This window comes from Methylosinus sp. (assembly GCF_036560965.1).
Classification (GTDB): domain Bacteria; phylum Pseudomonadota; class Alphaproteobacteria; order Rhizobiales; family Beijerinckiaceae; genus Methylosinus.
On sequence record NZ_DATBQF010000019.1, the window covers coordinates 53,262 to 67,400 of the forward strand.

A 14,139-nucleotide genomic window follows, 5' to 3' on the forward strand; every position below is an offset into this window, starting at 1 on the left:
TTTCGGAAACCAAGGTCGGCGTAGCGACATGGTTTCGGCTTCTCGAGGCCGCCGCCCGACGCTCCCCGGCGTCCGCCCCGCCCGAATATCCCTCTGTTCAGGCGAAAGCGGGCCGTATATCAATGGCCGCCTCGGCCCGCCGCCGGCAAAAAAGAGAGTTCCCGAGGAGCCAGACGTTGACCGAATTGAAAGACCTCTACGACATCGGCGAGATTCCGCCGCTCGGGCATGTGCCCGCCAAGATGCACGCCTGGGTCGTCCGCAAGGAGCGGCACGGACCGCCCGAGGAGTCGATGCAGCTCGAGGTGGTGCCCACCTGGGAGCTGGACAGCCATGACGTGCTCGTCCTGGTGATGGCGGCGGGCGTCAATTACAATGGCGTCTGGGCGGCGCTCGGCCAGCCGATCTCGGTGCTCGACGTCCACAAGCTCCCCTATCACATCGCCGGCTCCGACGCCGCCGGCATCGTCTGGGCGGTCGGCTCCAAGGTCAAGCGCTGGAAGGTCGGCGACGAGGTGGTCGTCCACTGCAACCAGGATGATGGGGACGACGAGGAGTGCAACGGCGGCGATCCGATGTTCTCCGCCTCGCAGCGCATCTGGGGCTATGAGACGCCGGACGGCTCCTTCTCCCAATTCTGCCGCGTGCAGGACCGCCAGCTCATGGAACGGCCCAAGCACCTCACCTGGGAGGAGTCGGCCTCCTACACGCTGACGCTGGCCACCGCCTATCGCATGCTGTTCGGCCATGAGCCGCACCGCCTGAAGCCGGGCGACAATGTCCTCATCTGGGGCGCCTCGGGCGGTCTCGGCGTGTTCGGCGTGCAGCTCTGCGCGGCGGCCGGCGCCAACGCCATCGGCGTCATCTCGGACGAGAGCAAGCGCGACTATGTGCTCTCGCTGGGCGCCAAGGGCGTCATCAACCGCAAGGATTTCAAGGGCTGCTGGGGCCAGCTGCCGACGGTCAACACGCCGGAGTTCAACGACTGGTCCAAGGCCGCCCGCGCCTTCGGCAAGGCGATCTGGGACATCACCGGCAAGAAGGACGTCGACATCGTCTTCGAGCATCCGGGCGAGCAGACCTTCCCGCTCTCCTGCATGGTGGCGAAGCGCGGCGGCATGGTGGTGTTCTGCGCCGGCACGACCGGCTTCAACCTCACCTTCGACGCCCGCTATGTGTGGATGCGGCAAAAGCGCATTCAAGGCTCACATTTCGCGCATCTGAAGCAGGCGGCCGCGGCCAATCGCTTCGTCGTCGATCGCCGCGTCGATCCCTGCCTGTCGGAAGTCTTCCCCTGGGCGAAGATCCCGCACGCCCACACCAAAATGTGGAAGAACGAGCACGCCCCCGGCAATATGGCGGTGCTGGTCAATGCGCCGACGACGGGCCTGCGCAGCCTCGAGGATGTGATCGAGGCGGCGGGGAAGAAGTAGAGGCGCGTGGCGTTCGCGTCGACGAGCGAGACCCTGTTTCCAGCGTCATGGCCGCGCTCGTCGCGGCCAGCCACGCCATGACGGCTCAGAAAGCTGAAAACTGGGCGGGGCGACGCCGCCTCTTCTCCCCACGCCGGGCAATGTCTCGGCGTGGACGCCCGCGACAAGCGCGGGCAAGACGCTGCTGGATTGGAATCGTTAGGCCCTGCTATCGGCGGCGGAGCAATTGACAAGCCGCTAGCGAGCATGAAAAACTCGCACGTATTGCATACGACAGCGTGGAGGCCAGCAGCGCCCATCGGGCGTGACTGCGCTGTCGTATCGTGCGAGCGCGCGCCGATGTGATGCCGGGTCGGACGGGCGCTACGAAACGACTTCCCACGCGAGGCGCGGAAAGCTGCGAGAACGGCCCTCGGCGTCGGGAGGCGATTTCGCATGTTGGAAGCGCGCGAGCTGACCAAGAGATATGAGGGCAAGGCGGATCGCCCCGCCCTCGACCGGCTGAATCTGCATATTCCCGGCGGCGAGGTGTTCTGCCTGCTCGGGCCCAATGGCGCCGGCAAGACGACGACCGTCAATCTCTTCCTCAATTTCATCGCGCCGACGGCGGGCCAGGCGCTCGTCGGCGGCGTCGATTCGGCGCGCGAGCCGCTCGAGGCGCGCCGTCGCCTCGCCTATATCCCCGAGACGGTGATGCTCTATGGCGCGCTCACCGGGCTCGAAAATCTCGAATATTTCACCGAAATTTCCGGCGGCCGGCGCCATTCGCGGGCCGAGCTGCTGGCGCTGCTCGGCGAGGCCGGGCTCGTGGAGGAGGCGGCCTTGCGCCGCGTCTCCGGCTATTCGAAAGGCATGCGGCAGAAGGTCGGCGTCGCCGTTGCGCTGGCGCGGCGCGCGCAGGCGCTGCTGCTGGACGAGCCGACCTCCGGCCTCGATCCGCTCGCCGCCAATGAGTTCGCCGCGCTGGTCGAGACGCTGCGCAAGCAGGGCATGGCCATATTGATGGTGACGCACGACCTCTTCCTCGCCAAGCAATGCGGCACGCGCATCGGCGTGATGCAGGCGGGCCGGCTCGTCTCCGTCTTCGGCGCCGACGACGTCGATCATCTCGGTCTCGAGCGCGCCTATCTCGATCAATTCAGAGGAGCGGCCGCATGAGCGAGATCATCGTCGCAAAAGCCCCCGCCACGCCGGCGCCCGCCGGCCGTTGGCGCGTCGCCCGCGCCGTCGCCCTCAAGGAATGGGCGGAGCTGCGCCGCGACAGCCGGCTCGCCTGGCTCTTCGCCCTCGTCTTGCTGTTGATGCTCGGCGCGCTCGCCTTCGGCTCCGCGCAGCATATGCGGCTCGATCGCGAGCGTGACGCCGCCGCGGCGACCGATCGCGCGTTATGGACCGGGCAGGGCGCCAAAAACCCCCACGCAGCGGCCCATTTCGGCCAATACGCCTTCAAGCCGCAGAGTCCGTTGGCGCTCGCCGATCCGGGCGTCGACGCCTATGTCGGCGAGGCGGTCTGGCTGGAGGCGCATCGGCAGAACGAGGCGCAATTCCGCTCGGCGCGCGACGCCGGCGTCGGCGCGCGGCTCGGCGGATTGTCTTTCGCCTTCGTGCTGCAGACGATCATGCCGCTCGTCGCCGTGCTGCTCGGCTTTGCGGGCTTTTCCGGCGAGCGCGAGCGCGGCACGCTGCGCCAGCTCATGAGCCTCGGCGCCTCGCCCGTCGATATTCTCGCCGGCAAGGCGCTCGCCGCGCTGGGCGCTCTGGCGGTTCTGCTGGTTCCGGCTTTCTCGCTCGCCGTGCTGGCGACGCTCCTCCTCGCCGATCATGACGTCTCCGTCGTCGATCAGCTCCAGCGTCTTCTCGCCTTCTCCTTCGGCTATGGCCTCTATCTCTGCGGCTTCGTCTTTCTGGCGCTCGGCGTGTCGGCCGCCGCGAGGTCGACGCGCACCGCTCTCGTGACCTTGCTCGCCTTCTGGCTCGCCAATTGTTTTCTGGCGCCGCGCGTGATGACCGATGTCGCCAAGCGCGTCGCGACGCTGCCGACGGCGCTGGAATTCCGCAACGCCATCGCCGAGGACAAGAAGAGGACCTTCGGCCATGACGAGCAGCATCCGGCCTTCGTCGCCTTTCGCGACGGCGTGCTGGCGCAATATGGCGTCGCGCGCATAGAGGATCTGCCGGTCAATTTCCGCGGCCTCGCGCTGCGCAAGGACGACGAGAACGGCTTCGTCATTTTCGACAAGCATTTCGGCGCGTTGCAGGCCGCCTTCGACGCGCAGGACAGGCTGCGCGCCGCGCCGGGCTTTCTCTTCCCCATGCTGGCCATGCAGGCGTTCTCGACGAGCTTCGCGGGAACGGATTCCTGGCATCAATATGATTTCGCCACGGCGGCGGAAGCGCATCGCCGGCGCATTCAGATGGAAGCGAGCGAGGACCTGATCAACAATGCGCGCTATGGCGATGCGCGCTATGTCGCCTCGCCGCAAATGTGGGCGCGCATTCCCTCTTTCGACTATGCCGCGCCGGCCGTCTCCTGGGCTTTCTCCCATGTGCGCGGCGATCTCGTCGCGCTCGCTCTCTGGACCGTCCTCACCGCGACGCTCGCCGGCTTCGCGGCGCGGCGCCTCAGACCCCTGTGAGGCCCATCATGACTCTCTCGGCTTTTCTCGCCGCATGGCGATTCGAATGGCGTCTTCTGCGGCGCGATGCGGCGGCCTGGGCCGTGCTCGCGGCGATCCTGACGATGAGCGCGCTGGCCTTCTTCAACGGCGCCGAGCGCGTCGCAGCGCAAAAGGCCGGGATCGAGGATGCGCGTCGCGACGAGACACAGCGCCTCGACGCGCTGCGCAACGCGCTCGCCGATCTGACCGCCGGCCGCGTGACCGGCGAGATCCCGCCGTTTCGTGATCCGCGCAACCCTGTCTTCGTCGGCGGCGGCTCGGCGGCGGCGGTGGCGGCGCTCGAGCCCGATCCGCTCGGAATCGTGGCCTCGGGTCAGAGCGATCTCTTTCCCGCAGCGCTCAAAGTGACGAGCGGAACCAAGGATTCCTTCCTCTTCGCCGATGAGATCGAGAATCCAGCGCATCTCGCCAGCGGCTCGATCGATCTGTCCTTCGTGCTGGTCTTCGTGTTTCCGCTGGCGATTCTCGCTCTCTGCTTCGATCTTTCGGCCGGCGAGCGCGAGAAGGGCACGCTCGCTTTGACGCTCGCCAGCGCGGAGAGCCCCACCGCCGTTCTGCTCGGCAAGCTCGCGGCGCGGGCGGGCCTGCCGATCCTGGCGATGATCGCGGCGACCTTCGCCGGCGTCTTCCTGCTGCGCGGCGCCGAGCCGATCGCCTCCGGCGCCTTCGCGCTGCTCGTCGCGGCGATTTTCGCCTATGGCGCCTTCTGGGCGCTGCTCGCCGCCGTCGTCGACAGTTTCGGCAAGAGCTCGGCCTATAATGCGCTGGCGCTGATCGCCGTCTGGGCCGGCTTCACCATGATCGCGCCCGCCGCCGTCAACACGCTCGCCGACGCGCTCTATCCGGCGCCCTCGCGCGCGGAAATGACGCTCGCCGCGCGCGCCGCCACGACCGACGCCGATCGCAATCGCGACGCCGCTCTCGCCCGCTACGCCGAGGAGCATCCCGACGCCGTGGCCGGGGAGATGATGCGGGGCGCCGCCGAGGAACGCACGAGTCGCCGCCTCGCCGTGCTGGAGACCGCCAATGCGCGCGTCGAGGAGGTGATGGCGCGTCACGAGGCGCAGCTCGCCCGCCAGCGCGCGCTCGCCGATCGTCTGTCTTTCCTCTCGCCGGCGCTGCTGATGTATCGCTCCCTCGCCGATATCGCCGGCTCGGGCGATCAGCGCTATGCGGAATTTTCGGCGCGGCTCGACGCGTTCCATGTCCAATGGCGCAATTTCTTCTGGTCGCGCGCCCATGCCGGCCAGTCGCTCACCGCGGCCGATTACGCCGCTCTGCCGCGCTTCCCCGCCGTGGCCGAGGCGGCGAGCGTCCCGGCGGGCGTCGCGTCCGGGCTCGCGGCCGGCGTCGCCCTGCCGGCGCTGCTGCTCGCGGTCCTCGCCTGGCGCGGGCTTCGTCGGTGCAAGGCGGCGTGATAGCGTCTCTCCTCTCCGCCGTAGCGTGGAGAAGGCGAGGCGCGACAATCCGAAACAGCGCGACATCCGAAAGAGCGCGGCATCCGAAAGAGCGCGGCATCCGAAAGAGAATGAGCGAGAATCCGCATCTGACCTTCGTCCTCGGCGGCGCGCGCTCCGGCAAGAGCGCCTTCGCCGAGGGGCTCGTGACCGCCGAGCCCGGCCCCTGGAGCTATATCGCCACGGCGCAGGCCTTCGACGACGAGATGCGCGCCCGCATCGCCGCGCATAGGGAGCGACGCGACGGCGATTGGCGGACGATCGAGGCGCCGCAGCAGCTCGCCGAAGCGGCGCTCGCGGCGCCGGCGGAGCAGCCGATGCTGGTCGATTGCCTCACTCTGTGGCTGAGCAATCGTCTGCTCGCCGACGCCGATTTGCACGCCGATCGCGAGGCGCTGCTCGCCGCGCTCGCCGAGCGCCGAGCGCCGACCGTGCTCGTCTCCTCCGAGGTCGGCCTCTCGATCGTGCCGGAGAATGCGCTGGCGCGGCGCTTTCGCGACGCCGCCGGCGCGTTGCATCAGGCGCTCGCCAGACAGGCGGGGCGCGTCTATCTCGTCGTCGCCGGCTATCCGCTCACGGTGAAGTGACGCGCGGTCACGCGCTCCGTCACTTTCTCCAGCATGGCCGGATCATCCATCGCGCGGGCGAGCAGCACGCCGCCCTCGAGCGCGGCGAGGATCGCCTCCGCCTCCGCCGCCTCCTCGCGCAGCGCGGCGCGCAGCCAGGAGAGCGTCTCGGCGAAGAAGCGCCGCGCCTCTGCGCCGACCTCGGAGGGCAGGCCGCCCACTTCCGCCGCCAACATGCCGAAGAGGCACATGCGTTTTCGTTCCGCCACGGTGCGGCGGAACATTTCGGCCAGCAGGCCGACCGCCTCCGCCGGCGCGCGGCTCACGGGATCGCCGAGCTCGGCGAGGCAGAGGTCGGCATAGCGCCGCGCCACCGCGGCGACCAGCGCCGGCTTGGTGGGGAAAAAATAATGGACGCTGGCGCTCTTCACGCCGACATCGGCGGCGATGTCGCGAAAGCTCACGCCATTGTAGCCATAGCGGCAGAGACGTTCCTCCGCGCTATCCAGAATTTTCGCCGCCGTCCCTACGCCGCGTCGCGCCGTCGTCATCCCGTTGCTGTCCCCTCGCGCCTCGAGGAAGCGCCATTGACAGGCCCTTCGTCAATGGCGCATTGTTCGACCTACCATCTGATAGGTAGGTGCGGATCGCAAGGAGGCAATACCATGTACGATATGGAGAATGTGAAGCGGCTGAAGAAGATCGGCGAAGCGGCGCCGGCGGCCTGGGAGGCGTTCAAGCAATTCGACGCCGCGGCGCTGGCCGAAGGCGCGATCCCGAAGAAATACAAGGAGCTGATCGCGCTCGCCGTGGCGATGACGACGCAATGCCCCTATTGCCTGGAAATCCACCGCAAGCAGGCGCTGGCCGCCGGCGCGACCGAGGCCGAGCTCGCCGAGACCGTCTTCATCGCCGCCGCCCTGCGCGCCGGCGCCGCCGTCACCCATGGAACCCATATCGCCGGGCTCGAGTGAGGCCTGCTACTGCGCCGCGAGCCGGTCGGAGGCGGCGAGCAGCTCCGCCAGAGTGAAATCCGTCCGGCCCGCGAAGCTCTGAAAAATCGCCTCTATGCGCGGCAGATCGGCGAGGCTCTCGACGTCGAGCCGCACCTCCGGACGGGCGACCTCCGGCGGGGCCTTGAGGCTCAGCGGGCGATAGATGCGGCCGTGCTCGCGCAAGAAGGCGGGGCCGCGGCGTCGCTGCTCCGGCTCGCCGCAGCGTTTCTCCGCCTCGGTCAGCGCCGCGGCGGTGAAGCCGTCGATCTCCATGCCGCGCGGATAGGCCGGCGCCAGCGTATTGCCGATCCAATCCAGCATTCCGTCGGTCATTTGCAGCAGATCGGCGACCTGGGTGACGAGCGCCGGATCGATCAGCGGATTGCGCGCGTCGAGCGAGATGCCGCCCTTTGCGCCGGCCGCCTGCATGGCCGCGATCTGGCGGCCGATGAGATCGTCGCGCGCTCCGGTCTGGCATTGCGTTCCGCGCGCGGCGCAGAAGTCGCGGATCGGCGCATCCACCGCCTCGTCGCTGGCGGTGACGACGACGCCGATGAGCTTTTCCGCATGGGCGAGACGATCGAGCAATCGGCCGAGCAGCGGCTCGCCGGCGATCGGCGCCAGCACGCCGGTCTCGCGGCCGTCCTGCAAGGTCGCGGCGGAAATAATGGCGAGGACGTTCATGGGACGCCGCCTTTCGTGAGCGGCCGCCCCCGGCGGCCTTCAGGGCGAGGCGAAGCAAGCGACACGCCAGTGAGCGATCCGTCGTGTCGGAAAAGACCGTCCGCGAGGCAGGGCCTCGCTGTGGCGAGGGCCTTCGCAAATCGAAAAGGCGCGCCAAAAATGCGAAAGTCCCGAGCGCGGCAGGCTGAGCAGAAGGAATACTCTCCTCAATATCCCACGGAATCGCATTTCCGAAGGGCCGCCGTCGCGGATGCGAGCGCTCGGGTCAATAGCCCCACGCGCCCTTGACCGAGTTACAACGAAAACACATGGGATCCAGATTGACGAGGTGGTTGATGCATGTCGCAGCGAATGCATCGTAATTTTTGGAAAAACAGATGCAGCTGAAAAATATTACGCCGAGATATGACAGGCTGCCGCCGGAAAAACCTTCTCTGCGATCTTTGAAGGGGCTCCGCTCCTCGATGAAGCGACCGGCCGGATGCCGCGCGTGCTGCTGAGTCAGTCCCACTGCTCGGAAAACTCTTCTCGCGGCTTGCCGTTCTCCGCCCGATTGGGGATGGCGATGGTCGATCGTCGCCGCCTCCAAAGTCATCACGACACTACATCGCCGGCATACCACCGTCGCCGCTTGAACCACCGGAAGGGCGCCGCCGTTTATCTCGTAGAAAATCGCGCGCTGACCGACGGCATGCATGCCCTGCCAGTCCGCATTGCTCTTGATCGCCCTATAGGTCGTCCTCGCCGTGCAGAGGCCTTCGGTCAATTGCCAAAAAGCGGCGATGTCGGACTGGCTGGCCGTCTCATAGATCTGGCCCTGATCATCGTACAGTGTGATCGAGGTGAGTTTGCCGCCGAAGGACGTGGTGTCGATATTCATGCCGCTCCGCTTTGTCGGAAAGAGGCCGTCGAGATCGTAAACCGAAGATGTTTTTCTGGCGTCTCTGATTGCGCTATTCACAGCGGCTTCGACACTCATATCATTTCCTCGGCGCAAGAATTTTCAGATCGAAACATGGCTCATAGTAGCCGCGTGGCGTCGGAACTCAATGTGTCTCGGAACCTCTCGCCACACGAATCGTGGGGAAGCGCTCGCCGTCGAAACGAGCGGCGGCCCAAAAAAGCGCGCTTCATTGGAAAATATTCTGTGAGCGCCCCATTCGCGGCGTCAGGACGCCGCGGTCGCAAGCCCTCCTACACCCCCGCCTTCCCCGCGCAGGCCAGCGCGAAGGCCCATTCCAGCGCCACTTCCTCCAGCCGCTCGAAGCGCCCCGAGGCGCCGGCGTGCCCCGCCTCCATATTGGTGCGCAGCAGAACGGGGCCGCCGCCGGTCATGCGCTCGCGCAGGCGCGCGACCCATTTCAGCGGCTCCCAATAGGTCACGCGCGGATCGGTGAGGCCGGCGAGCGCCAATATCGCCGGATAGCTCTGCGCCGCCACATTGTCATAGGGCGAATAAGACGCGAGCCGGTCATAGGCGGCGACGTCGGCGATCGGATTGCCCCATTCCTCCCATTCGGGCGGCGTCAGGGGCAGATCGTCGCGCAACATCGTGTTCAGCACATCGACGAAGGGAACGCCGGCGATGATTCCGGAAAAAAGCTCCGGCGCCAGATTGGCGACCGCGCCCATCAACATGCCGCCGGCGCTGGCGCCTTGCGCGATGATCTCGCCTTCTGTCGCATAGCCCGTCGCGACGAGATGGCGCGCTGCGGCGATGAAGTCGGAGAATGTATTGGGCTTGTGCTCGAGCTTGCCGTTCTCGTACCAGCTCCAGCCCTTGTCGGTTCCGCCGCGCGTATGGGCGAGCGCATAGACGAAGCCGCGATCGACCAGCGACAGCGCATGTGGATCGAAGCTCGCCGAGAGCGGATGCCCATAGGCGCCATAGCCGTAGAGAAGCGTCGGCGCCCCGGCGCCGGGCGTGAAATCGGCGCGATGCAGCAGCGTGACGGGAACCTCCGCGCCATCCGCGGCGCGCGCGAAGTGGCGGCGCGTCACATAGTTTTTCGGATCATGGCCCGAGGGGATGTCCTCGCGCTTCAGCAGCGTCCGGGCGCGCGTGCGCATGTCGTAATCATAGGTCTCCTCCGGCGTCGTCATGGAGGAATAGGCGAAGCGCAACGTGTCGGTGTCGAATTCGAGACCGGGCAGCAGATAGAGCGCGTAAGCCTCCTCGTCGAAGGCGATGGCGTGCTCCTCGCCGCCCTCGAGCGCGCGAATGAGAATGCGCGGCAGGCCGTTGGCGCGCTCCACCCAGACGAGATGACGCGCATAGACCGTGCCCATGACGATGAGCCGTCCCGCCACATGCGGAACCACGGCGCGCCAGTCGGCGCGCGAATTCGTGGTCAGCGGCGCGCGAAATATCGCGAAATCCTCGGCGCCGTCGGCGTTGGAGCGGATGTAGAGATTTTCTCCATGCGGCTCGACGTCGTAGCGCAATTTCGGCTCGCGTTTCGCCACGAGGCGGGGCTTTACGTTTTTGTCGCGCAGGTCGACGAGATGGCATTCGCTGGCGTCGTGGCCGCGAATGGAGACGATGGCGAAGCGGCCGCAACGGCTGCGATCGAGCGAGACGAACCAGGCCGGATCGGGCTCCTCGACGATGAGCGCGTCGGTCGCGGGATCGGCGCCGATGTCGTGGCGGAAGACCTGCGCGGTGCGGTGATTGTCGTCGACGCGAACGTAATAGACGCTTTTCGAATCCGCGCTCCACACGAGCGAGCCGTCCGTGTGTGGGACGACATCCGGCCGGTCCTCGCCGTCGGCGAGGGCGCGCGTGCGGATCGAATAATATTCCGAGCCCTTGTCGTCGACGCTCCAGGCGAGCTGGAGGTGGTCGGGCGAATGGTCGATCTCGCCGATGTCGAAGAAATGCTCCTCGCCGGCCTCCTCGTCGCCGTCGAAGAGAATGGTCTCCTCGCCGCCGGCGCGCTTCGTGCGGCAATAGAGCGCATGCTCGCCGCCCTCGCGATAGCGCTCGAAATAGGCGTAGGCGCCATCCGGCCACGGCGGCTCGCTGTCGTCCTCCTTCATGCGGCCGCGCAGCTCCGCCTGGAGCGATTTGCGGAGCGTCGAAAGCGGGGCGAGGAGCGTCTCGCAATAGGCGTTCTCGGCCTTCAGCAGAGCGTTTATGTCGGCCGGCAGCGTCGCCGGGTCGCTCAGCACATCGCGCCAATTCTCGGCCGCGACCCAGCCATAGGGGTCGTCGAGAACGCGGCCGTGGATCACGCGCCGGGTCGGCCGTTTCTCGGCGACGGGCGGGGTCGCGCCCTCGAGGGCGAAGGCGGTCTTGCGGTCGGCGTCGGCCATGAGAGCTCCTACTCTGCTCGCTGCGAGCCCGAAGGCTCGCGGTCCATTGCACGCCCCGGACCGCGAGCCTTCGGACTCGCTAACGCCCCGGGAGCCGGTGGACAGAATTGAGGCGCGTCGATGTCTCGACTTCCTGCGCCGTGGCTGATAGGCATAGCGCGCGACGCGGCTCCCGGCGAGGGGCCGCGCCGCTCTTGCCTTCGCCTGCGGCGTCAGTCCGCGAGCGGACAAAAAGGGCGCGGGCGCAAACCTGCGCGCGGGTGGAAACATCGGTTGGGGCAATGAGCAACGCGACGCTCGACGGCAAATCCATTTCTTCTGAAGACGCCTACCAGTTAGCGGCGAAGATACTGCAAGCGGCGCGCTTTCCGCTGGTCGCCGGGCTCGGCGCCGATGTCGCCGGGGCGCAGGCGGCGATCCTGCTCGCCGAGCGGCTGCGCGGCGCCTTCGACCATCTCGCCTCGCGCGATTCGCTGGCCGACCTCGAGGTCGTCCGCTCCGCGGGCGTTTTCGTGACGACGCCCAATGAGGCTCGCGTGCGCGCCGATGTCGTGCTGCTGGTCGGCCCGGGGCTTCCGACCTATTGGCCGGGGATTTTCGACCGCCTCGCGCTGGACAAGGACACGGTCCACGGCGGCGAGACCAAGCGCCGCGTGATCTGGATCGGCCCCAAGCGGGGCGAGGCCAAGGTCGAGGGTCTCGAGATCGAGACGATCCCCGCGACCGAGGCGGAGCTTCCCGGCATGCTGGCGGCGCTGCGCGCGCGCGTCGGCGGGCGGCCCGTCGCGCTCTCGGCCGCTGCGGCCAAAAAGCTCGACGCCCATGCCCAGACGCTGAAAGCGGCGCGATTCGGCGTCGCCGTCTGGGCCGCCGCGGGGCTCGATGCGCTGATCGTGGAAATGCTGCAGGGCATGATCGGCGAGCTCAATGCGACGACGCGCTTCACCGGCGTGCCGATCGGCGGCCGTTCCGGCGCGACCGGCGTGCTGCAGGCCTCCGCCTGGATGACCGGCTTTCCGCCGCGCACCGGCTTCGGCCGCGGCTATCCCGAGCATGATGTCTGGCGCTTCGAGGCGAGCCGCCTCGTCGACAGCGGCGAGGCCGACGCCGCTCTGTGGATTTCCGCCTATGACGGCGAGACGCCGCCGTGGGAGAGCGCCGATATTCCGCTGGTGACGCTGGGGCCGGCCGGCGCGGCGACGAAGCGCGGGCTCTATATCGCCGTCGGCAAGCCGGGCGAGAGCTACGACGCGGTGGAATTCGCGCAGGAGACGAGCTCTCTGGTGTTGCGGCGGGCCACGGCGCCGACCGAGCTGCCCACGGTCGCGCAGGCGATCGAGGCCATCAACGCCCGGTTTTCGGAGGATTTGCCGTGCTGACCCGCCTTCACGGCGGCCACGTCGTCGATCCCGTCAATGGCGTCGACCAGATCGGCGACCTCTATCTCGAGGATGGGCGCATCGTCGCGCCGCCGGAAGGCCGCTCGCCGGACGCCGACTATGACGTCTCCGGCCATGTGGTGATGGCCGGGGCGATCGACATCCATTCCCATATCGCCGGCGGCAATGTGAATTCGGCGCGGCTGCTGCTGCCCGAGATGCATCGCTCGATCCGCGCGCGCCTCGACGGAACGCCGCTCTCCACGGCCAAATGGTCGACCTTCGAGACCGGCCGCCTCTATGCGCAAATGGGCTTCACCACAGTGGTCGAGCCCGCCGTCGCGCCGCATCATGCGCTGCATGCGCATATGGAGCTCGGCGACGTTCCGATCATCGACAAGGGCGCGCTGACGGTTCTCGGCAATGATGATTTCCTGCTGCGCGCGCTGCGCGCCGGGGAGAGCGAGACCGCGATCGCCGATTATGTCGCGCAGACCGTCGAGGCGACGGGCACGCTCGGGCTCAAATGCATCAATCCGGGCGGGGCGGAGGCGTTCAAGCAGAATATGCGCTCCTTCGGCCTCGACGAGATCGTGCCCTTCTACGGCGTGACGTCGCGGCAGATTTTCCAGTCCTTGCAGCGGGCGACGGGCCGCGTCGGCATTCCGCATCCGCTGCATCTGCACATGAATAATCTCGGCGTCGCCGGCAATATCGAGACGGCGCTGGAGACGATCGACGCGGCCGACGGCCTGCCGATGCATCTCGCCCATGTGCAATTCTACGCCTATGGGCTCGAGGGCAAGAACGCCTTCTCCTCGGCCGGCGCGCGGCTGGCGGCCAAGATCAACGCCAATAAGAACATCAGCGTCGACGTCGGCCAGGTGATGTTCGGCGACACGGTGACGATCTCCTCCGACGTGCTGCGCCAGTTCAACAGCCTCTCGGGCGCGATCCCGAAGAAGGGCGTCATCTTCGACGGCGACGCCAATGGCGGCGGCGTCGTGCCCTACGCCTATCGCATCTCCAACTATTACAACGCCATCCAATGGGCGGCCGGGCTCGAATTGTTCCTGCTGATCGAAGATCCGATGCAGGTCTTCTTCACCACCGACCATCCCAATGGCGGGCCCTTCACCACCTATCCGGATCTGTTCGCGCTGCTGATGAGCGCGGAGCTGCGCGCCCAATGGATGGAGCGCCTGCCCGCCGACGTTCTGGAGATGACCACGCTCCCGTCGATCAAGCGCGAATATTCGCTCTATGAGATCGCGACGATGAGCCGGGCCGGCCCGGCGCGTCTCTATGGTTTCGAGGATCGCGGCCGGCTCGACGACGGCGCCATCGCCGACGTCGCCGTCTATAAGCAGCAGACGGACAAGGCCGGCATGTTCCGCAACGCCGCGCTGGTGTTCAAGGATGGCGAGCTCGTGGTGCGCGACGGCGCCGTGACGCGCTACACCAAGGGCAAGACGCTGCGCATTCGCCCCGGCTATGATCGCGCGATCGAGAAGCGTCTCGACGCCTATTACGACGAGCTCTACGGCCTGCCGCGCTCGGCGTTCGACGTCCCCGAGGCGGCGCTCGCCGGCAAAAGCGTCTTCGCGGAGGTCGCATGCCGCAATTGATCTG

The 14,139-nt window shown here is 67.2% G+C and carries 12 protein-coding genes; 8 read left to right on the plus strand and 4 right to left on the minus strand.

Annotated elements, in window-relative coordinates; all coding sequences use genetic code 11:
• The first annotated feature begins 176 nt into the window (after positions 1-176).
• The 5 genes from ccrA to cobU all read left to right on the plus strand — a co-directional run bounded on the left by ccrA (position 177) and on the right by cobU (position 6,155).
• Positions 177-1,433 (plus strand): crotonyl-CoA carboxylase/reductase, encoded by a 1,257-nt coding sequence (gene ccrA, locus VIF40_RS06160; RefSeq protein ID WP_331936644.1) that lies wholly within the window; start codon positions 177-179, stop codon positions 1,431-1,433.
• Positions 1,434-1,868: 435 nt separating this feature from the next.
• Positions 1,869-2,591, plus strand: a complete 723-nt coding sequence (locus VIF40_RS06165; RefSeq protein WP_331936645.1) for an ABC transporter ATP-binding protein — start codon at positions 1,869-1,871, stop codon at positions 2,589-2,591.
• A complete protein-coding gene (locus VIF40_RS06170; RefSeq protein WP_331936646.1) occupies positions 2,588-4,069 on the plus strand; it encodes a DUF3526 domain-containing protein in 1,482 nt (493 codons plus the stop codon). The genes VIF40_RS06165 and VIF40_RS06170 overlap by 4 nt, the downstream gene beginning before the upstream one ends.
• An 8-nt stretch (positions 4,070-4,077) precedes the next feature.
• A complete protein-coding gene (locus VIF40_RS06175) occupies positions 4,078-5,529 on the plus strand; it encodes a DUF3526 domain-containing protein (protein ID WP_331936647.1) in 1,452 nt (483 codons plus the stop codon).
• Between the two features lie 110 nt (positions 5,530-5,639).
• Entirely contained in the window at positions 5,640-6,155 is a 516-nt protein-coding gene (gene cobU / locus VIF40_RS06180) for a bifunctional adenosylcobinamide kinase/adenosylcobinamide-phosphate guanylyltransferase (RefSeq protein WP_331936648.1), read from the plus strand.
• On the opposite strand, the gene VIF40_RS06185 is transcribed toward cobU, so the two are convergent.
• Positions 6,134-6,685, minus strand: a complete 552-nt coding sequence (locus VIF40_RS06185) for a TetR/AcrR family transcriptional regulator (RefSeq protein ID WP_331936649.1) — start codon at positions 6,683-6,685, stop codon at positions 6,134-6,136. The two genes, cobU and VIF40_RS06185, sit on opposite strands and share 22 nt — an antisense overlap.
• Positions 6,686-6,799: 114 nt before the next feature.
• Between VIF40_RS06185 and VIF40_RS06190 the strand changes: the two genes are divergently transcribed.
• On the plus strand, positions 6,800-7,108 hold the full coding sequence (locus tag VIF40_RS06190) for a carboxymuconolactone decarboxylase family protein (RefSeq protein WP_331936650.1): 309 nt from the start codon (positions 6,800-6,802) through the stop codon (positions 7,106-7,108).
• A 6-nt stretch (positions 7,109-7,114) separates the two neighbouring features.
• Here the strand turns inward: VIF40_RS06190 and VIF40_RS06195 are convergent, their stop codons facing one another.
• The 3 genes from VIF40_RS06195 to VIF40_RS06205 form a co-directional block, all read right to left on the minus strand.
• Entirely contained in the window at positions 7,115-7,813 is a 699-nt protein-coding gene (locus tag VIF40_RS06195) for a spore coat biosynthesis protein F (RefSeq protein WP_331936651.1), read from the minus strand.
• Positions 7,814-8,078: 265 nt separating this feature from the next.
• Positions 8,079-8,792, minus strand: coding sequence for a hypothetical protein (locus VIF40_RS06200; protein ID WP_331936652.1), 714 nt, complete (start codon positions 8,790-8,792; stop codon positions 8,079-8,081).
• 215 nt (positions 8,793-9,007) lie between these two features.
• Positions 9,008-11,128, minus strand: a complete 2,121-nt coding sequence (locus VIF40_RS06205; RefSeq protein ID WP_331936653.1) for a S9 family peptidase — start codon at positions 11,126-11,128, stop codon at positions 9,008-9,010.
• 281 nt (positions 11,129-11,409) lie between these two features.
• Between VIF40_RS06205 and VIF40_RS06210 the strand changes: the two genes are divergently transcribed.
• Both VIF40_RS06210 and VIF40_RS06215 read left to right on the plus strand, forming a co-directional pair.
• A complete protein-coding gene (locus VIF40_RS06210; protein WP_331936654.1) occupies positions 11,410-12,507 on the plus strand; it encodes a formylmethanofuran dehydrogenase in 1,098 nt (365 codons plus the stop codon).
• A complete protein-coding gene (locus VIF40_RS06215) occupies positions 12,501-14,135 on the plus strand; it encodes a formylmethanofuran dehydrogenase subunit A (RefSeq protein ID WP_331936655.1) in 1,635 nt (544 codons plus the stop codon). Before VIF40_RS06210 ends, VIF40_RS06215 begins: the two co-directional genes overlap by 7 nt.
• Positions 14,136-14,139 lie beyond the last annotated feature (4 nt).